The organism is Agrobacterium sp. a22-2 (assembly GCF_012276985.1).
In the GTDB taxonomy this organism is placed as follows: Bacteria; Pseudomonadota; Alphaproteobacteria; order Rhizobiales; family Rhizobiaceae; genus Allorhizobium.
Genome location: NZ_JAAXMM010000018.1, coordinates 98,584 through 119,618, shown reverse-complemented (window position 1 = coordinate 119,618; position 21,035 = coordinate 98,584). Strand labels below are relative to the sequence as shown.

Annotated in this window: 21 protein-coding genes and 1 pseudogene; 9 read left to right on the top strand and 13 right to left on the bottom strand. The window is 62.8% G+C overall.

Features of this window, described 5'->3' with window-relative positions; genetic code table 11:
- Positions 1-51: 51 nt before the first annotated feature.
- The 4 genes from HFC70_RS23490 to HFC70_RS23475 are packed head-to-tail and all read right to left on the bottom strand — an operon-like array spanning position 52 to position 3,477.
- On the bottom strand, positions 52-1,032 hold the full coding sequence (locus tag HFC70_RS23490; protein ID WP_168475742.1) for a branched-chain amino acid ABC transporter permease: 981 nt from the start codon (positions 1,030-1,032) through the stop codon (positions 52-54).
- A complete protein-coding gene (locus HFC70_RS23485) occupies positions 1,029-1,937 on the bottom strand; it encodes a branched-chain amino acid ABC transporter permease (RefSeq protein ID WP_168475732.1) in 909 nt (302 codons plus the stop codon). The genes HFC70_RS23490 and HFC70_RS23485 overlap by 4 nt, the downstream gene beginning before the upstream one ends.
- Positions 1,934-2,680 (bottom strand): ABC transporter ATP-binding protein, encoded by a 747-nt coding sequence (locus HFC70_RS23480; protein WP_168475731.1) that lies wholly within the window; start codon positions 2,678-2,680, stop codon positions 1,934-1,936. Before HFC70_RS23480 ends, HFC70_RS23485 begins: the two co-directional genes overlap by 4 nt.
- Positions 2,677-3,477, bottom strand: a complete 801-nt coding sequence (locus HFC70_RS23475; RefSeq protein WP_168475730.1) for an ABC transporter ATP-binding protein — start codon at positions 3,475-3,477, stop codon at positions 2,677-2,679. Before HFC70_RS23475 ends, HFC70_RS23480 begins: the two co-directional genes overlap by 4 nt.
- A 108-nt stretch (positions 3,478-3,585) precedes the next feature.
- On the opposite strand from HFC70_RS23475, the gene HFC70_RS23470 reads away from it, so the two are divergent.
- The 9 genes from HFC70_RS23470 (at position 3,586) to HFC70_RS23430 (ending at position 11,150) form a co-directional block, all read left to right on the top strand.
- A complete protein-coding gene (locus HFC70_RS23470; RefSeq protein ID WP_168475729.1) occupies positions 3,586-4,338 on the top strand; it encodes a GntR family transcriptional regulator in 753 nt (250 codons plus the stop codon).
- Positions 4,335-4,823 carry a DUF3830 family protein gene (locus HFC70_RS23465; protein WP_168475728.1) on the top strand — a complete coding sequence of 163 codons (489 nt, stop codon included), beginning with the start codon at positions 4,335-4,337 and terminating at the stop codon, positions 4,821-4,823. Before HFC70_RS23470 ends, HFC70_RS23465 begins: the two co-directional genes overlap by 4 nt.
- 1 nt (position 4,824) lies before the next feature.
- The gene (locus HFC70_RS23460) at positions 4,825-5,184 is read left to right on the top strand and encodes a TIGR04076 family protein (protein WP_168475727.1); all 360 of its coding nucleotides are present in this window, start codon (positions 4,825-4,827) and stop codon (positions 5,182-5,184) included.
- Positions 5,185-6,240, top strand: a complete 1,056-nt coding sequence (locus HFC70_RS23455; protein WP_168475726.1) for an aldo/keto reductase — start codon at positions 5,185-5,187, stop codon at positions 6,238-6,240. It begins immediately after the preceding gene.
- A 2-nt stretch (positions 6,241-6,242) separates the two neighbouring features.
- Positions 6,243-6,659, top strand: coding sequence for a hypothetical protein (locus HFC70_RS23450; protein WP_168475725.1), 417 nt, complete (start codon positions 6,243-6,245; stop codon positions 6,657-6,659).
- A gap of 50 nt (positions 6,660-6,709) precedes the next feature.
- Positions 6,710-7,969: an ABC transporter substrate-binding protein gene (locus tag HFC70_RS23445; protein WP_168475724.1), complete on the top strand. Its 1,260-nt coding sequence runs from the start codon at positions 6,710-6,712 to the stop codon at positions 7,967-7,969.
- A gap of 339 nt (positions 7,970-8,308) precedes the next feature.
- Complete coding sequence (locus HFC70_RS23440) at positions 8,309-9,517, top strand: pyridoxal phosphate-dependent aminotransferase (RefSeq protein WP_168475723.1); 1,209 nt, start codon at positions 8,309-8,311, stop codon at positions 9,515-9,517.
- Positions 9,518-9,589: 72 nt separating this feature from the next.
- The gene (locus tag HFC70_RS23435) at positions 9,590-10,387 is read left to right on the top strand and encodes an ABC transporter substrate-binding protein (RefSeq protein ID WP_168475722.1); all 798 of its coding nucleotides are present in this window, start codon (positions 9,590-9,592) and stop codon (positions 10,385-10,387) included.
- Positions 10,388-10,475: 88 nt separating this feature from the next.
- Positions 10,476-11,150: an amino acid ABC transporter permease gene (locus tag HFC70_RS23430; protein WP_168475721.1), complete on the top strand. Its 675-nt coding sequence runs from the start codon at positions 10,476-10,478 to the stop codon at positions 11,148-11,150.
- 50 nt (positions 11,151-11,200) lie between these two features.
- Here HFC70_RS23430 and HFC70_RS23425 read toward each other — a convergent pair.
- The 9 genes and pseudogenes from HFC70_RS23425 to HFC70_RS23385 all read right to left on the bottom strand — a co-directional run bounded on the left by HFC70_RS23425 (position 11,201) and on the right by HFC70_RS23385 (position 20,779).
- A pseudogene (locus HFC70_RS23425) lies at positions 11,201-11,588 on the bottom strand (acyl-CoA thioesterase).
- A gap of 19 nt (positions 11,589-11,607) precedes the next feature.
- On the bottom strand, positions 11,608-13,593 hold the full coding sequence (locus tag HFC70_RS23420) for a 3-hydroxyacyl-CoA dehydrogenase NAD-binding domain-containing protein (protein WP_168475720.1): 1,986 nt from the start codon (positions 13,591-13,593) through the stop codon (positions 11,608-11,610).
- Positions 13,594-13,606: 13 nt separating this feature from the next.
- A complete protein-coding gene (locus tag HFC70_RS23415) occupies positions 13,607-14,002 on the bottom strand; it encodes a RidA family protein (protein WP_168475719.1) in 396 nt (131 codons plus the stop codon).
- A complete protein-coding gene (locus tag HFC70_RS23410) occupies positions 13,995-14,408 on the bottom strand; it encodes a thioesterase family protein (RefSeq protein WP_168475718.1) in 414 nt (137 codons plus the stop codon). Before HFC70_RS23410 ends, HFC70_RS23415 begins: the two co-directional genes overlap by 8 nt.
- 12 nt (positions 14,409-14,420) lie before the next feature.
- A complete protein-coding gene (locus tag HFC70_RS23405; RefSeq protein ID WP_168475717.1) occupies positions 14,421-15,608 on the bottom strand; it encodes an acyl-CoA dehydrogenase in 1,188 nt (395 codons plus the stop codon).
- 14 nt (positions 15,609-15,622) lie between these two features.
- Positions 15,623-16,804 carry an acyl-CoA dehydrogenase family protein gene (locus tag HFC70_RS23400; RefSeq protein ID WP_168475716.1) on the bottom strand — a complete coding sequence of 394 codons (1,182 nt, stop codon included), beginning with the start codon at positions 16,802-16,804 and terminating at the stop codon, positions 15,623-15,625.
- Between the two features lie 4 nt (positions 16,805-16,808).
- Entirely contained in the window at positions 16,809-17,660 is an 852-nt protein-coding gene (locus HFC70_RS23395; protein WP_168475715.1) for an enoyl-CoA hydratase family protein, read from the bottom strand.
- The gene (locus HFC70_RS23390; RefSeq protein WP_168475714.1) at positions 17,657-18,448 is read right to left on the bottom strand and encodes an SDR family NAD(P)-dependent oxidoreductase; all 792 of its coding nucleotides are present in this window, start codon (positions 18,446-18,448) and stop codon (positions 17,657-17,659) included. The genes HFC70_RS23395 and HFC70_RS23390 overlap by 4 nt, the downstream gene beginning before the upstream one ends.
- Before the next feature lie 9 nt (positions 18,449-18,457).
- Entirely contained in the window at positions 18,458-20,779 is a 2,322-nt protein-coding gene (locus HFC70_RS23385) for a bifunctional salicylyl-CoA 5-hydroxylase/oxidoreductase (RefSeq protein WP_168475713.1), read from the bottom strand.
- Between the last annotated feature and the right edge of the window lie 256 nt (positions 20,780-21,035).

The following is a 21,035-nucleotide window of genomic DNA, read 5'->3' as shown; positions in this document are numbered from 1 at the left end:
CATTCGGTTCCATGAAAAAGGCGGCCAATCGGCCGCCTCTGTTTGCGGTATTTATGCTGGGTTTTTCTGCTCCGCGTCCTCGAGTGGCGGGTTGCCTACCGGCTTGCGGCGGCGGATGCCGGCGAAGAGGCCGGTTGGCTTGACCAGCAGGATCAGGCAGAGCATGACACCGATGGCAACGATCTGCAGGGCGGCGGCGCGAGCCTGATGTTCGACCGGAGCCAGCGCACTGGTCAATGCTCCCGAGGCGACCCAGATCGCCCAGACGACGATGCTGCCGAGGATCGCGCCCTTGTTGCTGCCGGAGCCGCCGACGATCAGCATGACCCAGACCTGGAAGGTCAGCGTCGGCAGGTAGTTTTCCGGGGCGATGAAACCGATGAAATGGGCCTGCACAGCGCCGGCCAGTCCCATGATCGCGCCGCCGACGGCAAAGGCCTGGATGCGATAGAAGCGGGCGCTCTTGCCAAGCGATACCGCGGCGCGTTCGTCTTCGCGCAGCGCCTTCAGCACGCGTCCCCAGGGGCTGCGGGCCAGGTGCTCGAGTGCCAGATAGGCCAGCAATGTGACGCCGCCGACGACTGCCAGGTTGACCAGATTGAAAGCGAGCGGCGTATCGGCAAGCTCGCCGAACGGGCGCGGAATGAAGCCGATGCCGAACGGACCGCCGGTCACGCTCTGGGCATTGAGCGCAACCAGCTGCACCACCACAGCAACGCCGAAGGTGGTGATTGCCAGATAGTCGGATTTGAGCCGCAACGTCGCTGCGCCGACGATCGCAGCGGCAATGCCTGCCGTCAGCATGGCGGCCATCCAGCCGATGGCGATCGGCAGGTCCAGGCCGCCGAAACGGGCGGGATCGTCCGGGGTCGTCACCAGGGCGGAGGTGTAGGCACCGATGGCGACAAAACCGGCGAGGCCGACATTGAACAGTCCCGTCAGGCCCCATTGCAGGTTGAGCCCAAGGCTCATCAGCGAGAAGATCAGGGCCGTCGTCATGAAGAAGGCGCCGTAGCTTACAAGATCCATTATCGTTCCCTCACGCCGAACAGGCCGATCGGCCGAATGAAAAGCACTGCCATCAGCAGGATGAACGAGACTGCGGCCCGCCATTCTGCGCCGATCAGCTGGACGGCCCCGGCTTCCGCCAGGCCGATGATCAGCCCGCCGAGCACGGCGCCGGGCACGCTCCCGATGCCGCCGAGGATGGCAGCTGCAAAGATCGGCAGCAGCATGTCGAAGCCCATCAGCGGGCGAACCTGCACGAGAACGCCGATCATCACACCGGCGACGCAGGCCAGCGCCCCGCCGAGCAGCCAGGTGATGCGCACCACCTTGGCGACGTCGATGCCGACGACGCGGGCGAGCGCCGGGTTCTGGCTGACGGCCTGCATGGAACGGCCGGAATGGGTCCGGGTCATGATCAGATGTACGCCGACGACCAGCACGACGGTCAGCAGCAGCAGTACGATCTGGTCGGGCGTGATGCGAATGCCAAGCCCGACCGGCATGGCGATCTGGATGCCGCGGCTGAAATAGGCCGGTTTCGAGGTGAACATGAATTCGAGCAGGCTGCGCAGTGCCATGGAGGCGCCGAAGCTGGCCATGACGACGATGATCGACTGGCCTTTCGAGCGGATGCGGGAAAAGAGGATCTTGTCGAGGGTGACGGCCAGCAGGCCGGTGAAGGCCATGCCGGCCACAAGGGCTATAATCAGTGGCCAGCCGAAGGAGAGCGGGCCGATCGGCGCCACCTTGCCGACGATGGCGCCGATAGCGGTGACCACGGCCAGTGTCGCATAGGTGCCCCAGGCCATCAGGTCGCCATGGGCGAAATTGGAAAAGCGCAGGATCGAATAGGTCAACGTGACGCCGATGGCACCAAGGCCGATCATCGATCCGGTCAGCAATCCGTCGACGATGAATTGCAGGTTCATGCCGCACCTCCCTGTGCCGTCTTGGCGCGTTGACCCAGATAGAGTTCGGCGACCACTGGATCGTTCCACAATTGCGAGGCCACGCCTTCGTGGCGGTCCTTGCCTTCGACCAGCACATACGCTCGGTCGCCGATGGCAAGGGCTGCCTTGGCATTCTGCTCGACGAGCAGGATCGTCACGCCGGTCTTGCGGATCGAGGCGAGCATCTCGAAGACCATGCCAACGAATTTCGGCGACAGGCCGGCCGACGGTTCGTCGAGCACCAGCACTTTGGGATGGACGATCAGCGCGCGGGCGACCGCCAGCATCTGCCGCTGTCCGCCTGAGAGGTTCCCGGCCGCCGTCTTCCGCCGTTCGGCGAGATCGGGAAAGAGCGCATACATTTCTGCAATCCGCTCGGGGAGCAGACGCGGCGGAAGAATGCCGCCGGCGACCTTCAGATTGTCTTCGATGCTCATCAGCGGAAAGATGTTTTCGGTCTGCGGCACGAAGGCAAGGCCAAGTCGCACCATGCTGTGGGCCGGGGCGGCGGTGATGTCGGCGCCATCCAGCATGACCTTGCCGGAGGTGATCGGCACCAGTCCGGCGATCGCCTTGATGAAGCTGGACTTGCCGGCACCGTTCGGGCCGAGCACCACGACGATCTCACCCCTGACGACGCGGATCGACGTGCCGCGCACGATCGACAGGCCGGGCTCATAGCCGGCGACGAGGTCTTTGACGAGGAGGACGGTTTCGCTCATGCGGCGGTCCCTCCAAGATAGGCCTCGATGACGCGGGGGTCGCGGGCGACTTCGTCCGGGCGTCCCTCGCAGAGCAATTGGCCGCTCGCCATCACCAGCACACGGTGGCAGAGGCGCGAGACCATATCGATATTGTGTTCGATGAGCAGGAAGGTGATGCCGCGCGCATTGATCTCGCGGATCCGGTCGATGATGACTTCCAGCAGGGTCGCATTGACGCCGGCAGCCGGTTCGTCGAGCAGGATGATCCTCGGATCGGCCATCATGACGCGGGCCAGTTCCAGAAGCTTGCGCTGGCCGCCCGAGAGGATCCTTGCCGGCTCCTCCGCAAGGCGGGTCAGCGATACCAGGTCCAACAGATCCATGGCTTTCTGCCGGGCGGCGCGCTCTTCGGCCGCCACCTTGCGCGGTGTGAGGAAATTGCCGAGCAGCCGTTCGCCCGCCTGGTCCTGCCCGGCCAGCATCACATTGTCGAGCAGGCTCAGGTCCGGAAAGGGGCGGGGGATCTGGAAGGTACGGCCGAGGCCGCGGGAAATGCGGCGATGGGCCGGTTCGTCGCAGACATTGGCACCATTCAGCAGGATCCGCCCGGCCGTCGGCGGCACGCTGCCGGCCAGAAGGTCGAACATGGTCGTCTTGCCGGCGCCGTTCGGGCCGATCAGGCCGAGGATCTCGCCGTCATGGACCGAGAAGGAAACGTCGTCGACCGCGGCCATGCCGCCATATCGTTTCACGACATTGCGCACCTGAAGCACGGCGGGTCCGGCGGACAGCGGCGGGTCTGGAATGGCACTCATCTTGTTCCTCTGGCGGAAATCTATTTTTCTTTTTCTTGATCTGTGATCACACTTGCATTGATCAAATTATTTAGGTTTAAATTATCGTGCAAGCACAAAGAGGGCTTCATGCAAAAGAATGTCACCGGCAGGCTTTCTGAGCCGACAGGCCCCCAGCTCCTGCCGATCGAGCGCGAAACCGTGCAGGACCGGGTCTATGCGGAACTGCGCCGCGCGCTGATCTGCGGCCTGTTCGAGCCGAGCCAGGTGCTGACCATTCGCGGCCTCGCCGATGCCATGATGACCAGCACCATGCCGGTGCGAGAAGCTCTGGGCCGGCTGGTCAGCGAAAAGGCGGTCGAGGCGCTGCCGAACCGCTCGGTTCGTGTGCCGCCGGTCACTCTGGAGCGCCTCGACGATCTGCTGCGCACCCGCATTCTCATTGAAGGCGAGGCCATTTCCCTGGCGGCTCAGCGCATGACGCCACGGGAATTGTCGATGGTCAAAGACATTCTCGCCGAATGGGATGAGGTGCGTTCGCTCAGCCAGAAGCGCGATTTTGACCGCGAAGTGACGCTGAACCAGAAATTCCATTTCCAGATCTATCGCTGCAGCGGCTCGACGGTGCTGATTCCGATGATCGAAAGCTTGTGGCTGCAATCCGGCCCCTGCACCCGCGTCGCGGCCTACGCCTTTTCCGAGGCCGGTTCGAAAGTGGCCGGTGCCGATGTGGCGCATTTCCACCGGGCGATGGTCACGGCGCTGGATGCACGCGATTGCGCGGCTGCACGCGAGGCGCTGATCGCCGATATCAGCCGGCCCTTTGCCTTTCTGCGGGAAAAACTCCTGCCTCACGACATGCCTGAAGAGGATACAGAATGACCCAGCGCTTCATCACCATCGGCGAGGCGCGTTCCGGCCTCTCCGTCAAGTTCGCCCTTGCTGCGGAAAAGGCGCCGGAAAACGCCGCCTTCTTCTGGGACTATCTGGCGCAGCCGCGTGTCGTGCCGGGGCTGCATGCAATGTGGACCGGGCCTGAGATTTCCTGCCCGATTCCCGCTGCCCATCTGGAAGGCACTGCTTACGCAAAGGCCCTGCCGGCCGAGAATGCGACCCTGACGCCGCAGCCGGGCGATATCGTGCTCAGCTATGTGCCTGCGCGCATGTGGGGTGGCAGCCCGAACGCGATTTTCGATATCGGCATCTTTTATGGCCCTGGTGCGCGCATGCTATTTCCGATCGGCTGGCTGGCCGGCAGCGTCGTCGGGCAGGTGGCGCCGGAAGACCGGGCGCATCTGGCCGAAGCCTGCGGGGTGATCCGCCGCAACGGTGCCTGCGACGTCCGCTTTTCGCGCGGCGAGGCCTGACATGCCCGACGAACCAGTGGATGACGGTTTCGAGCTTTACGACCTTCGCGTCGAGGCGGTGATCCCCGAAGGCAAGCCGATCTATTGCGGCGCCAAGCCGGGCGACTATTTCGAACTCAAGGGCGAGATGCTGTCCATGCCGGCTGGCCAGGGGTTTTCTATCTATTCGATCTCGGCCGTCCTGCCGCTTCTGGCGGCCAAGCAGCGGCCGACCCACAAGAACGACTGGATGACTTCGGATGCCGAGATCGCCTGTCCCGATCCCCATTGCGCCAGCAGACTGAAGATCGTGCGTCTCGGCACGCGCCGTTTCAGCCATGCGGAGACAACGGCCGTACCGTTGCCCAAGGAGAGTGAATAAATGAACGGCAAGACCTTCGAACTATCGCCCGGTTACCGGATTTCCCGCGTCATCCGGGGCGGATGGCAATTGGCCGGCGGTCATGGCGCCGTCGACAAGAATCAGGCCGTGGACGACCTGATTGCCGCTTTCGATGCCGGCATCACCACCTATGACTGTGCCGACATCTATACCGGCGTCGAGGAACTGATCGGGGCAACGCGTCTGAAGCTGGCTGATCAGCGGGGCGCCGAAGCGGCCGCGCAGATGAAGGTGCATACCAAGCTGGTACCCGATCTCGATATGCTGTCGCGCATGAACCGCGACTATATTCGCGGCATCGTCGAGCAGTCGCTAAGGCGGCTGAAGACCGAGCGGCTCGATCTGGTGCAGTTCCATTGGTGGGATTATGCCTTTTCCGGTTACCTGGACGCGATGGGCTGGCTCAGCGAGATGCGCGACGAAGGCAAGGTGCGCAATGTCGGGACGACCAATTTCGACACGCCGCATGTCGCCGAGATCCTTGGTGCCGGCATCCCGCTGGTCAGCCAGCAGCTCCAGTATTCGGTGCTGGACCAGCGTGCCACCTATAAGCTGGCCACTCTTGCCGCCGAGAACGGCGTCTCGTTCCTTTGCTACGGTTCGGTTGCCGGCGGGTTTCTCAGCGATCGCTGGCTTGGGCAGCCGGAGCCGGACATGCCGCTCGAAAACCGATCTCTGGTGAAATACAAGCTGATCATCGACGACTTCGGCGGCTGGTCGCTGTTTCAGACCTTGCTGCGGACGTTGCGAACCGTGGCGGATCGGCATGGTTGCGATATCGCCACGATCGCCAGCGCCTGGGTTCTCAATCAGCCTCAGGTGGCAGCCGTCATCATCGGCGCGCGCAACCAGGCGCATGCGCTGGCCAATGCGGCGATCATGGATATCGTGCTGAGTGATGATGATCGTCAGCAGATCGAGGCGGTCATTGCCCAAAGCTCCGGTCCGCTGGGCGATGTCTACACGCTGGAGCGCGACCGTACCGGGCGCCATGGCTCGATCATGCACTACAACCTGAACGCCGGAAAGATCTGACCATGACCTTGTTCGAGCGCGCCAGCGCCGAGATTCTCGATTTTCATCGCTTCTTCGTTTCCTGGTACGACGCGGCGACGGCCGACCGTACGGATTTCGGCCGCTGCGAGCAGGTGTTCGGGCAGGGGTTCCACATGATCCCGCCGACCGGCCGGGTGTTCGACAGGACACAAACGATCGAACTGATCCGCTCCAACCGTGCGACGTTCAACGGCAATTTCACGATCGACATCGAGACGGTCCGTTCGGGCTGGGAGAGTGCCGATACGATCGTGATGACTTACATTGAGGCGCAGGTGCGGGCCGGAAAATCCAGCCGCCGCCAGGCCAGCGCGCTTTTCACAACCAGTTCATCGGCGCCGCACGGCGTCGAATGGCGGCATCTGCACGAAACCTGGGTGCAGATGCCGGACGACTGACAGGCCAAAGCAAGCAAGAGATCATCGGTTTTAAGCCAAGGGGAACGAGCATGAAAAAAACGCTACTTCAGATGACGACGGCGCTGGCACTGGTTGCCGCGGCCGATGCGGCCAATGCTGCAGACTGCAAGATCACCGTCGGCATGGTGATGGAATTGACGGGACCGGCCGGCGAATACGGCCAGGCCGGCGCAAAATCCGTCGAGATGGCCTTTCGCGATCTCAACGCCGCCGGGGGTGCGCTCGGCTGCGACCTGGTGACTGATACCCGCGACAGCCAGAGCCAGGGCAATGTCGCGGTCGATGCGGCAACACAGCTGGTGCAGGTGAAGAAGGTGCCGGTGATCATCGGCGGCATCATCTCGTCCGTGTCGATCCCGATCCTGACGTCGGTCACGGCGCCGGCGAAGATCGTCCAGGTTTCGCCGGCCTCGTCCTCGCCGACGCTGACGGCGCTTGGCCGCGACGGAAAGACCAATGGCATGTTCTTCCGCACGATCACGTCGGATGCCCTGCAGGGTGTGGCGGCTGCCAAATATGCCATCGACAAGGGCTTCAAGAAGCTGGCCATCATCCATGTGAACAACGATTTCGGTGTCAACATGGTGCAGGAATTCGCCCGTGCCTATAAGGCGCTCGGCGGCGAAATCGTCTCGCAGACGCCTTACAACGAAAAGCAGTCGAGCTATCAGTCGGAAGTCACCGCCGCCATGGGCGGCGAGCCCGACGGACTTTATCTCATCAGCTATCCGGTCGATGGCGCAACGATTGCCCGCACCTGGATTTCCCAGGGCGGCGTCCAGAAATTCCTGCTGAACGACGGCATGAACAGCCCTGATTTCATCGAGGCGGTCGGTGCCGAGTATCTGAAGGAAGCCTATGGCACGTCGTCTGGCACCAGCCCGACGGCATCGACGGAATATTTCAATGTCAATTACAAGGATTTCTCCGGTATCGATCCGTCGGCACCGGCCGCCGACCGGTCCTATGACGCCGGCGCCATTGTTGGTCTCGCCATTGCCGCTGCCGGCTCGCAGGATCCGGCTGCCATCAAGGATGCGATCTTCAAGGTCGTCGACCCGAAGGGCACGCCGATCTATGCCGGAAAGGACGAGTTCACCAAGGCGCTCGGCCTGATCAAGGACGGCAAGACCATCCGTTACGAAGGCGTCATCGGCCCGGTGCTGTTCGACCAGTATGGCGACATCACCGGCCCATTCCGCCTGTGGAAGATTGTCGATGGCGTCGTTGCCACGGAAGGCGAAATGACCACCGACGACGTGGCGAAGCTCAAGGCCGAAATCAAGTAAGCCGGCATTGACCAAACCGATCGGTTCCGATCGATCGACCCGGGGCGCCGCCTGAAACGGCGCCCCGCTTGCAGGAAAGGGGGGCCGTTTCTGTGAGCGGCTTTCAAAGCCAGTACGGCATCACCAAATCGAATGATCGTGTCACAGAAATTTAGTTGAGCTTTAAAATATCTTGTGATCAAGTGATCCCGAGGAGAGAGCGGTGGGTCGATCTCGTTCGGGCTCAATACCCGTCGTTCGTTCGATCCCTCGGCTTCGATCGGTCTTGCCAGGATCCTTTTGGGAACGGCTCGCGACGCTCTCCGGCTCGATGCTGCAAGAAAGAGAAGGTTAGTCGCGATGTCCATTCAGCCTCATCAGATCGCCAACGAACCGTTGAGTGCCCGTTGGTCGTTCGAGGGCATCAGGCCGCAGATCCGCGATCTCCACACGGAAAATATCGCCGAACTTGCGACACGGGCGCGTGAACTCGGGGACGTCATTCCGCTCTGGTATGGCGAGGGCGATGTGGTGACGCCGGCCTTCATCCGCGACGCGGCCAAGGCAGCTTTCGATGAAGGGCTGACATTCTACATTCCCAACATGCGCGGCCTCGATCCGCTGAACGAAGCGCTATCGACCTATCAGTCGGAGTTGCATGGCCGGCCGATTTCGGTGCGTCGCACGACGGTGACCCCCGGTGGCATGCAGGCGCTCTACCTGGCGCTCGAGATGCTGGTCGATCTCGGCACCAATGTCGTCTATGTCGCGCCGCAATGGCCGAATATCCACAACGCCATTCACCTGATCGGCGGAGAGCCGCGGCCGGTGGCGCTGGACTTCGATACAGACTGGCGGCTGGATCTCGACAAGCTGTTTGAGCGCTGCGATGCCCGGACAAGGGCGATCTTCCTGTCGACGCCGTCCAATCCGACGGGTTGGACGGCGAGCCGCGAGGAGATGCAGGCGCTTTTGGATTTCAGCCGGCGGACCGGCATCTGGATCATTTCGGATGAGGTCTATGGGCGCCTTTACTTCGAGGGAAGGGTAGCGCCATCGATCCTGCAGCTTGCCGAGGACGAGGACCGCGTCATCTCCATCAATAGTTTTTCCAAAGCCTGGGCGATGACCGGCTGGCGCATCGGCTGGTTGAGCCATCCGACCGGCGTGGCCGATCAGGTTGCGGCGATGACCCAGTATATCAACAGCGGAACCGCCGGCATGATCCAGGCAGGGGCCGTGGCGGCGCTGCGGGATGGCGAGCCGCTGGTGGCGGACATCCGGCAGAGGATCAAGTCGGGGCTTGATCTCGCCTACGACCGCCTGTCGGCCATTCCCGGCATCATCCTGCCGGAAAAGCCGCGTGGCGGCATGTATGCCTTCTTTGCGCTGGAGGGCGAAACCGACGCACGGGCCGTCTGCGCGCGCATTCTGGAAACGGCACGGGTTGGTCTGGCGCCCGGTTACCTCTTCGGCGATTCGTCCCGGGCTTTTCTGCGCATGTGCATCTTCCGCGACCGCCAGCAGATCGAGACATCCCTCGATCGCATGGTCGGGGCAATGAAGTAACGGCGTCCAACGGGGCGCTGCCGACCTGCATGCGGGAGGCGCGTGCGGGTCATACACAGAGGGAGAACAACAATGATCATTTTACGCCGCCAGATCCTGGCATTTGCCGCAGCGATCAGCATGACCGGCATGGGCTTTGCGGCCCATGCCGCCGATGCCCTCAACATCGGCTCCTATCCCAGCAATCCGCCCTTCGAATACAAGAATGCCAGCGGAACCTTCGAAGGCTTCGAAGTGGATATCGCCACCGAAGCGGCCAAGCGCATCGGCATGGTGCCGGAGTTTGCCGATTACGGTTTCCAGGCGCTGTTTGCCGGCACCAGTTCGAAGCGTATCGACGTGGCGATCTCGTCGATCACCATCACGGCGGAGCGCCTGCAATCGCAGTCCTTCACGCAGCCCTATTACGATGCCGACATGGGTGTGGCGGCCATGGCGGCCAGCGAGGTCAAGGGCCTGGCCGACCTGAAGGGCAAGATCATCGGCGTTCTCTCCGGTTCGACCGGCGAAAAATGGTCGAAGGACAACCAGGCGACCTACGGATTCGCCGACGTCAAGGGCTATAACAGCCAGCAGGACGTGATGCTTGATCTTGGCGCCGGTCGCGTCGATGCGGTGATCAGCGACGTGCCGGGCATGGAGTATCTGTTCCTGAAGATGAAGGGCTATGCCGTGAAGGAGCGCATCAAGACCGGCGAGCAGTATGGCCTGATGATGACCAAGGACCATCCGTTGCTCGACAAGCTGAACGCCGCGGTGAGCGAGATGAAGAAGGACGGCACGATGGCTGCGATCCACAAGAAGTGGTTTGGAAGCGACGCCCCGGCCGGCTCCGCCACGATCACCGAAATGCCGATCCCGAAGGGCTGATCGGATTGGCGCATAGCGGGCGCGGGCTGGCCACTCTGCCACTCGCGCCTTTTTTGTCTGGCTCGGATCTCTGCACGGGAACTTCAAGATGTCGCTCGTCGAAACCTTCTTCAACTCGGACGTCCTGTGGTCCAGCCTGCCGGCCCTGTTGCGCGGCTTGTGGAATACGCTGATCCTCGGCGTGCTCAGCATCATCGCCGGCGTGTCCTTCGGCCTGGTGATCGGACTTGTCCGGCTTTATGGCCCCAAGCCGCTTCGATACATCACGGTTGGCTATATCGACATATTCCGTGCCGCGCCGGTGCTGGTCGTGCTGATCCTGATCTACTATGCGCTGCCTTTCGTCGGCATCCGCCTGTCGTCCTGGTCATCGGCGGTCATCGCCTTTTCGATGGTGATGGCCGCCTATTCGGCGGAAGTGTTCCGGTCCGGCATCGAGAGCGTGCCGCGGGGCCAGTTCGAGGCCGCCGCGGCCCTTGGCCTGCCCTTCATGGTGACGCTTCGAAAGGTCGTGCTGCCGCAGGCCATGCGTATCGTCATACCGCCGACGACCAGCAATTGCGTGTCGATGTTCAAGGATACATCGCTCGCTTCCGCTGTCGCTCTGCCGGAACTGCTCAAGGAAGCGACCGATGCGCAGGCGCTGCATGCCAATCCGACGCCGCTGATCGGCGCCGCCCTTGTCTACATCATCTGCCTCTGGCCGATGGTGCGCCTGGTCGGCATGCTCGAAAAGCGGTTCAAGGCCGAGAAGACGCGATAGGCGAAGAACGAAACCGCGGGCGCCGGACTCAGCGTTTGGACGGCCCAGCTTTACGCTTCAGGCAAGGGCCGCGGCCTGCCGGTTTCGTCCAGCGCCACCATGACGAAGCTCGCATCGGTGACTTTCTCGCGCCGCTCGGAATATTGCCCGACGAACCCAGCACTCCACGTAAAGCGTCATCGATGTGCGGCCGGTATGGCTGACGGTGGTGTAGATGCACAGGGTATCGCCCACTTTCACCGGCAGCTTGAAGGTGATTTCCTTGACCGCGACGGTGGCGATACGGCCCTTGGCGCGCTCGGCGGAGCGGATGCCGGCGGCAAGGTCCATCTGAGCCATAACCCAGCCGCCGAAAATATCGCCGGCCGGATTGGCATCGCCCGGCATGGCAAGGGTTCTAAGCGTCAACTCACCTTGAGGTTCAGCGGGGTCAGTCATCTCTCTGTTCCTTCGGTGGTTATCTTGAGGCGGCAAACATCGGTCCGCCCTTGCGGGCCGGGAAGCCGTAGCCGTTGACCAGCACGATATCGATGTCGCCGGGGCGGGCCGCAATGCCCTCGGCGAGCAGTGCGTCGCCTTCGCGCGCCATCGCGGCCAGCAGACGTTGGATGATCTCCGCGTCGTCGATGAGGCGCGCTGTCAGCCCTTTTTCGAGGCGATAGGCCTCGATCATGGCGGTCACATCAGGGTCGACGGATCTCTTGCCGTCTGGGTAGACATACCAGCCGCGGCCGCTTTTGGCACCGAACCGGCCGGCTTCGCAGAGGCGGTCGGGGATTTCGAAATAGGGAGCAAGAGGATCGCGGGTGGCGGCTTGGCGCTTGCGCCGCGCCCAGGCGATCTCAAGGCCTGCCATGTCGTAGACGGCAAACAGGCCCATCGGGAAACCGTAGTCTTCCATCGCCCGGTCGATATCCTGCGGCAGGGCGCCTTCCTCGATCAGCCGTTCGGCCTCCGAGCGGTAGGCCGAGAAGATGCGGTTGCCGATGAATCCCTCGCAGACGCCGGTGACGACCGGCAGCTTCCTGATCTTTCGGGCAAAGGCAAGTGCGGTTGCCAGCGCCGTATCGGTGGATTTGGCGCAGCGCACCACTTCGACCAGCCGCATGATATGGGCCGGCGAGAAGAAGTGCAGGCCAACCACGCGGGTCGGAAAGGCGGTCGCGGCCGCGATGGTATCCGGATCGAGATAGCTGGTATTGGTCGCCAGAATGGCATCCGGCCGCAGCACGTCATCCAGCCGGCGGAACAGGTCGATCTTCCCGTCGAGATCGTCGAACACGGCTTCGATTACCAGATCTGCCGGTGCCATGTCGGTGATTGTGGCTGTCACGGTGAGGCGGGACAGCTGTGCGTCGGCATCGGCCTGCGCGAGGCGGCCCGACTTGACCGATTGGGCGAGAAGGCCCGCAATGCGGTCTCGGCCCTTTTCGGCCGCCTCCACGGTCTGGTCGAGGGCTATGACGTCGTAGCCGGCGGCAAGGGTTGCAACCGCGATGCCGCATCCCATCAGTCCGGTTCCGGCAATGCCGATGGTCGCAAGCGTCAAGGGGGTGGCCTCCAGCCCGTCGACCTTGCCGGCCGAGCGTTCGGCAAAGAAGACATGGCGAAGGGCTGCGGCTTCCTCGCTGTCGCGCAGACGAAGGAAGGTGGCGCGCTCCTCCGCCAGACCTTCGGCGAACGGGACTTCCATGGCCAGGCGGACCAGCCGCACGACCTCTGCCGGAGCCCGCTCACCGCGCGCCTTCTTCAGGATCTTTTGAACCTCCGTCTCATAGGTCGCGGTATCGAACGCGGGCAGCGCCAGTTGCGACGTACGACGGGGGGAAATGCTATTGGGACATAGTGCCATGTCGATGGCGTCGCCAATCAGCTCGCTGCCGGAGACATCGTCGACGAGGCCGATGGTCAGCGCTTCGGCGGACGGGACCGGCTTGCCGCTGGCGATCATGCCGAGCGCCGGAATGGCGCAGACCAGGCGCGGCAGCATCTGCGTGCCGCCGGCGCCAGGCACGATGCCGAGCTTGACTTCGGGCAGGCCGAGCGATGCAGTGCGGACAGCAATCCGCCGATGGCAGGCCATCGCCACCTCCAGGCCGCCGCCGAGTGCGGCACCGTTCAGAGCCGCAATGACAGGCTTGTCGGAGGCTTCCAGCGCTGCAATCACCGTCGGCAGGATCGGGTCGACCGGCGGTTTGCCGAATTCGCGGATATCGGCGCCACCAATGAAGGTCCGGCCGGCACCGGTCAGAACCATGGCCGTGGCATCAGGCGTTTGGGCGAGATGGGCCAATGCGGCCATCAATCCGCTGCGAACCTCGGCGGAGATCGCGTTGACCGGCGGATTGTCGATGGTGACGACCAAAACGCGGTTCTGCATCTGTCCGGATACGGTGGACGAAAAATCCGTACGCGGCTCGCTGTCGGCTTGGTGCTCCGCCATGTCTATGCTCCGCTCAGTCCGGGATGACGGCTGTTGCCTGGATTTCGATCTTGGCACGGTCTTCGACCAGCGACACAACCTGGACGGCGGCCATGGCCGGGTAATGTCGGCCGATCACCTCGCGATAGGCTTCGCCCAGACCGCGCAGGTTGGCGAGGTATTCCGCCTTGTCGGTGAAATACCAGTTCATCGACGTGATATGCTGCGGACCGGCGCCGGCTTCGGCGAGAATGGCGACTATGTTCACCAGGGTCTGGCGGACCTGGCCGACGAAATCGTCGGTTTCGAACTGTCCCTGCCCATTCCAGCCGATCTGTCCGCCGACGAAAACGGTGCGGCCGCGTGCCTCGATGCCGTTGGAATAGCCGATCGGCTTCGCCCAACCCTCGGGTTGCAGTATTTTATGCATTCTTGGTCTCCAGATGGGTCATCAGTGCGGCGCGGATATCGTCCGGCCACGGACAGGCCTTGTGGGTTTCGAGCGAGGTGGCGACGAGCCTGTGGCTTGCCTTCCAGAGCACCTCGCCCTTCGAGAGAACCTCATGCTCGAGGTCCATCGAGGAATTGCCGATGCGGATCAGCCGCATGGTGAAATCCAGCCTGTCTCCATGCAGGCCGGGTTTCAGGAAGGTGAGGTCCAGCTTCAGCGTCGGCGTGCCGATGCGCCGCTCGCCGATCATGGTGGTCCAGGGCGAGCCGATGCTTTCGAAGAAGTCCTCGACCGCTCCGACCAGCAGGTTCAGATAGGTCGGGAAATAGGCAATGCCGGAAGGATCGCAATCTCCAAAACTCAGGCGGCGCGTGGTGGTGAACACGGGTGGCGCTCCTCAGTTTGCGAAGGCGGCGATGCCGGTAATCGCCCGACCGAGGATCAGCGCGTGGATGTCGTGGGTGCCCTCATAGGTGTTGACCACTTCCAGATTGACCAGATGGCGGGCGATCGGGAATTCGTCGGAAATGCCGTTGCCGCCCAGCATGTCGCGCGCCTCGCGGGCGATCGCCAGCGCCTTGCCGCAGGAATTGCGCTTCAGGATCGAGGTGAGCTCCACTGGCGGATGGCCGTCTTCCTTCATCCGGCCAAGCCGCAGGCAACCCTGCAGGCCGAGGGAGATGTCGGTCAGCATGTCGGCGAGCTTCTTCTGGACCAATTGGTTGGCGGCCAGCGGCCGGCCGAACTGCTGGCGGTCGAGCACATATTGCCGGGCCGTGGCAAAGCAGGATTCGGCGGCCCCTAAGGCACCCCAGGCAATGCCGAAGCGGGCTGAGTTCAGGCAGGTGAACGGGCCTTTCAGGCCCTTGACGTGCGGCAGCAGGTTTTCCTCCGGGACGAAGACGTCTTCCATGACGATCTCGCCGGTGATCGAGGCCTTGAGACCGACCTTGCCGTGGATGGCGGGGGCCGAAAGACCCTTCCAGCCTTTTTCGAGGATGAAGCCGCGGATCACGCCGTCTTCGGTCTTGGCCCAGACGACGAAGACGTCGGCGATCGGCGAATTGGTGATCCAGGTCTTGGCACCCCTCAGGCTGTAGCCGCCCTTGACGGCCGTGGCGCGGGTGATCATCGAGCCGGGGTCGGAGCCGTGGTTGGGTTCGGTCAGGCCGAAACAGCCGATCCATTCGCCGCTGCTGAGCTTGGGCAGGTATTTCTGCTTCTGCTCTTTGGAGCCAAAGGCTTCGATCGGCACCATGACCAGCGAGGATTGCACGCTCATCATCGAGCGGTAGCCGCTGTCGATGCGCTCGACCTCGCGAGCGATCAGGCCATAGGCGACACAGCCAAGGCCGGCGCCACCGTATTCCGGGGCGATGGTCGCGCCCAGCAGGCCAAGCTCACCCATTTCGCGGAAGATTGCCGGATCGGTGCTCTCGTTGCGGAAGGCGTGTTGAACGCGGGGTGCCAGACAATCCTGCGCGTAATCATGCGCGGTCTTCATCACCATGCGTTCTTCGTCGGTCAATTGCTCTTCCAGGCGAAACGGGTCGGCCCAATCGAAGAATTCTTTCTGTGCGGTCATCTCTGGTCCTGCCCTTATCGTGTCTTCAGGAGTTCGCGGGCGACGATGAGCTTCTGCACTTCGGTCGCACCTTCGTAAATCCGCAGGGCGCGGATCTCGCGGTAGAGTCTTTCGGTGATCTGGCCGCTCTGGACGCCGCGGCCGCCGAACATCTGCACGGCGCGGTCGATCACCTTCTGGGCGTTCTCGGTCGCCGTCATCTTGGCCATGGCCGCTTCGCTGGTGGTCGGCAGCTTCTGCACGTCGCGACGCCAGGCGGCGCGGTAGGTGAGCAGCGCTCCGGCGTCGATATCCGTCGCCATGTCGCCAAGGGCTGCCTGGGTCAGTTGCAGGTCGGCAAGCGTTGCGCCGAACATCGGCCGCTCGCGGCTATAGGCAAGCGCCTCGTCAAAGGCGCGCCGGGCAAAGCCGAGCGATGCGGCCGCGACCGAGGCGCGAAAGATATCGAGCGTGCGCATGGCGATCTTGAAGCCTTCGCCAGGCGCCCCGAGGCGACGGGATGCCGGAATGCGGCAATTCTTGAAACGGATGGTGGCGAGCGGATGCGGCGCGATGACGTCGATGCGCTCGGCAATCGAGAAGCCGGGGTCATCGGCGAAAACCACGAAAGCCGAAATGCCCCGGGTGCCCGGTGCTTCGCCGGTGCGGGCGAAGACGGTGTAGACATCGGCAATGCCGCCGTTGGAGATCCAGGTCTTTTCGCCATCCAGCACATAGCCGTCGCCATCGGCGCGGGCAGCGCAGGCCATGGCGGCGACATCCGAACCGGCCAGTTTCTCAGACAGGGCAAAGGCGGCGATCCACGCGCCGGAGCGCACCTTGGGCAGGACAGCGTCGCGCAGGGCGGCATCTCCCGACAGCGCGATGGCGCCGGTACCAAGGCCCTGCATGGCAAAGGCGAAATCGGCAAGGCCATCGTGCCAAGCCAGCGTTTCGCGCGCCAGGCACACCTTGCGGCTGTCGATCGAGCCTGCTCCCTCGCCGGAGCTGACTGCCGCGTCGAGCAGTCCCACTTGGCCGAGCGCCTGCACCAGCTTGCGACAGGCCTTGTCGACATCGCCATGGTCGATCTCGGCCATGGCCGCGGAAGTGGCAAATTGGTCGAGCTTTGCGGCGAACTCGGCATGGCCGGCATCGAAAAACGGCCAGGCCAGATGGTCGCGCGTCGGACCGCAGAGAGAGGATGGAGTGCTCATCGCCTCAGTTTCCCTCGAAGACCGGCTTGCGCTTGGCGGCGAAGGCCTCGAAGGCGCGGGTAAAATCCTGGGTCGCCATGCAGATCGCCTGGGCCTGCGCCTCGGATTCGATCAGCTCGTCGATGCCCATCGCCCATTCCTGGTTCAGCATGGTCTTGGTCATGCCGTGGGCAAACCACGGACCGTCGGCGATCTGCCGGGCAAGGGACAGGGCCGCATCGTCGAGCGCTGGCTGATCGTGCAGGGCGTTGTAGAAGCCCCAGGTCTGGCCTTCCGCGGCGCTCATGAAACGGCCGGTATAGAGCAGTTCGGCGGCGCGCGCCTGGCCGATGATGCGCGGAAGAATGCCGCAGGCTCCCATGTCGGCGCCGGCAAGGCCGACGCGGGTGAACAGAAATGCAGTCTTCGCCTCAGGCGTCGCCAGGCGCAGATCCGAGGCCATGGCGAGGATGGCACCGGCACCGGCGCAGATGCCGTCAACCGCCGCCACGATCTGCTGCGGGCATTTGCGCATGGCTTTCACCAGATCGCCGGTCATGCGGGTGAAGGCCAGAAGGTCGGGCATGGCCATTTTGGTCAGCGGCTCGATGATCTCGAAGACGTCGCCGCCCGACGAGAAATTGCCACCGGCACCCTTCAGCACGATGGTACGCACATCGCCGGCATAGGCCAGATCGCGGAACAGGTCACGCAACTCGGCATAGCTCTCGAATGTCAGTGGATTCTTACGTTCCGGGCGGTTGAGCGTCAGCGTCGCGACGCGGCCGTCCTCGCTCACCTCCCAGAGAAAATGGCGGGCCTGGTAGTCCCTGAAGGGTTTCAGATGGCTTGCCATCGATATCTGTTGATCGTTCATCCTGCCATGACCTCCCCACCGGCGACCACGATGGCCTGCCCATTGATTGACTGCGCCCCAGGCGACGCCAGCCACAGAACACTGTCTGCAACCTCCTCCGGCTTCACCAGGCGTCCCTGCGGATTGGATTTCACGAACTCGGCCATCGCCTCTTCGGGCGAACGGCCGGTCTTGGCGACGATTTCGGCAATCGATCGCTCGATGATCGGTGTATCGGTAAAGCCGGGGCAGACCGCGTTGACGGTGACGCCCTTGCGCGCCAGTTCCAGAGCGAGCGCCCGCGTCAGACCGATGACGCCGTGCTTTGCCGCACAATAGGCCGAGACATAGGCATAGCCCGTCAGTCCTGCCGTCGAGGCGACATTGATGATGCGGGCGCCATGGCCATGCGCTTTCAGATCCGGTAACACGGCCTGGGTGACGTTGAAGACACCCGTCAGGTCGACATTGAGGATATGGGACCAGAGGTCCAGGCTGGTTTTTTCAAAAGGCGCGCTCGGTGCGTCGCCGGCATTGTTGATCAGGATATCGACCGGCCCGAACAAAGCGCGCGCGGCGGCAAGGCCGGAAGCGATTGCTGCGGGATCGGTAACGTCGAAGCCGCCGGCAATGAAGGTTTCCGTCATGCCCAGTTCCAGGGCCAGTTTTTCCAGCGGCTCGCGGCGGCGGCCGGCAAGCGTGACGCGGGCTCCGGCCTTGACCAGCGCGCGGGCAATGGCAGCGCCGATGCCGCTGCCGGCGCCGGTTACCAGTGCATGTCTGCCGTTGAGGGTTTGGCCGGGCGTCATGTCGGATCCTTACTTTGCCGCGGCGGGTGTCGTTGCCCGGGCGAGGTTTGCTTCATACTGATACTTGCCCGATTGATACTGTTTCGGCCAGGCGATCGAGCTGATGCCGATCTTGGCGGCCTCGTGCAGCGTCCAGGCAGGATCGGCCAGATGCGGGCGCGCCACGGCGCAGAGATCGGCGCGGCCGGCAGAGATGATCGAGTTGGCATGGTCCGCTTCCGAAATGGCACCGACGGCGATGGTCGCCATGCCGACTTCGTTGCGGATCTTGTCGGAGAACGGCGTCTGGAACAGACGACCATAGACCGGCTTTTCTTCCTTCCAGACCTGACCCGACGAGCAGTCTATCAGATCCGCACCGGACGCCTTGAACATTTGCGCGAAGATGGCCGCATCATCCGGTGTGTTGCCGCCTTCAAACCAGTCGGTGCAGGACAGGCGAACGGAGATCGGCTTGTCCTGCGGCCAGACGGCGCGCACAGCCTCGAAGATTTCGAGCGGATAGCGGGCACGATTTTCGTGGGCGCCGCCATATTCGTCGGTGCGGCGGTTGGTGAGCGGCGACAGGAAGCTCGACAGCAGATAGCCGTGGGCGCAATGCAGTTCCAGCCAGTTGGCGCCGGTCTGCGCTGCACGCCTGGTGGCGGCGACGAAATCGGCCTTGACGCGGTCCATGTCGGCGCGATCCATGGCCTTCGGCACCTGGCTGTCCTTCAGATAGGGCAAAGCCGAGGCGGAGTAGAGCGGCCATCCGCCGTCGTCCAGCGGCTTGTCGATGCCGTCCCAGGCGAGCTTGGTCGCGCCCTTGCGACCGGCATGGCCGATCTGGATGCCGACCTTGGCAGGGCTGCTGGCATGCACGAAATCGACGACGCGTTTCCAGGCGGCCGTCTGCTCGTCATTCCACAGGCCGAGGCAGCCGGGGGTGATGCGGGCGTCGGGCGAGACGCAGGTCATTTCGGCAAAGACAAGTCCGGCGCCACCCATGGCGCGCGAGCCCAGATGCACCATATGAAAATCGTTGATCAGGCCGTCCGTTGCCGAATACATGGCCATTGGTGAAACGACGATGCGGTTCGGCAAGGTGACGCCGCGCACCGTGTAGGGCGTGAACATCGGCGGCAGGCAACGCTCGCCGTCCTTGACGTTGAGGCCCGCTTGTCTTGCGAACCAGCGCTCATAGCCCTCCAGCCAGGTCTTGTCGCGCAGGCGCAGGTTCTCATGGCTGATGCGCTGCGAACGCGTCAGCATGGAATACATGAACTGTTCCGGCTCCATGCTGTCGGCGTAACGCTCGCCGACCACTTCGAACCATTCCATGGCGTTGCGGGCGGCATTCTGGATGCGGGCCACATCGACGCGGCGGATCTCCTCATAGGCCGATAGCACGGCCGGGATCTTGTCCTTGTCGTGGCCAAGTTTCTGGAACTGGTTGGTCAGTTCGATCGCATCGTCGATGGCAAGCTTGGTGCCGGAGCCGATAGCGAAATGAGCGGTGTGGGCGGCGTCGCCCATCAGCACGACGTGGGAATTGCCATTGAAATGACTCCACTTGCCGCAGATCAGCCGATTGAAATTGAGCCAGGCCGAGCCGCGCAGATGCCGGGCATTGGTCATCAGGGAGCCGCCGTCCAGCACTTCGGTGAAGAGCTTTTCGCAGAAGTCGATCGAGCCCTGCTGGTCGAGTTCGCCCAGGCGATGGGCCTGATAGGCCTCTTCCGTCGTTTCGATGATGAAGGTCGAGGTGCGCTCGTCGAACTTGTAGATATGGGCCTGGAACCAGCCGTGATCGGTCTTGCGGAAATCGAAGGTGAAGGCGTCGTAGAGCTTGTTGGTGCCGAGCCAGATATAGCGGTTCGGGCGCACGACCATGTCGGGTTCGAAAATCTCGGTATATTTCTGACGGATCTTCGAGTTCAGTCCATCGGAAGCGATGATCAGGTCGGCATCCGGAAAGTCGAGATCACTGTCGACATCGGTCTCGAACTGCAGTTCGACGCCGAGTTCCTCGCAGCGCTCCTGCAGGATGTTGAGCAGGCGCTTGCGGCCGATGCCGACGAAGCCGTGGCCGCTGGTGCGCTGCCGTGTCCCCTTGAACAGGACTTCGATATCGTCCCAATGGTTGAAGGCGTCCTGGATCTTGGCCGCACTCTGCGGATCCCAGATCTTCATGCTGTCCATGGTGGCGTCGGAGAACACCACGCCCCACCCGAACGTGTCATACGGCTTGTTGCGCTCGACCACGGTGATCGTGTGCTCGGGATGGAACTTCTTCATCAGGAGGCCGAAATAAAGACCGGCCGGGCCGCCGCCAATGCACACGATACGCATGTCCGTTCCTTCTCGCTCGATCCTCCGCGAGGATCGTTTCGGCCTGTTATTTTAAGTTTAAAATATAAATGGAAGCGGCGGTGCGTCAAGGGGAATAATGCCGGGAAGGTCGCTTTTCCCTGATCCCGGGGTCTGACGCGGGATCGCATGGCATTCTGCAGGCTATTGATTTGACGAAAGAAAAATTTCGTTCTGCCTGACCGCTCGCGCGTTTGTCCACAATTTGCAGATGGGACGGCCTCGGGGAAAATCCGAT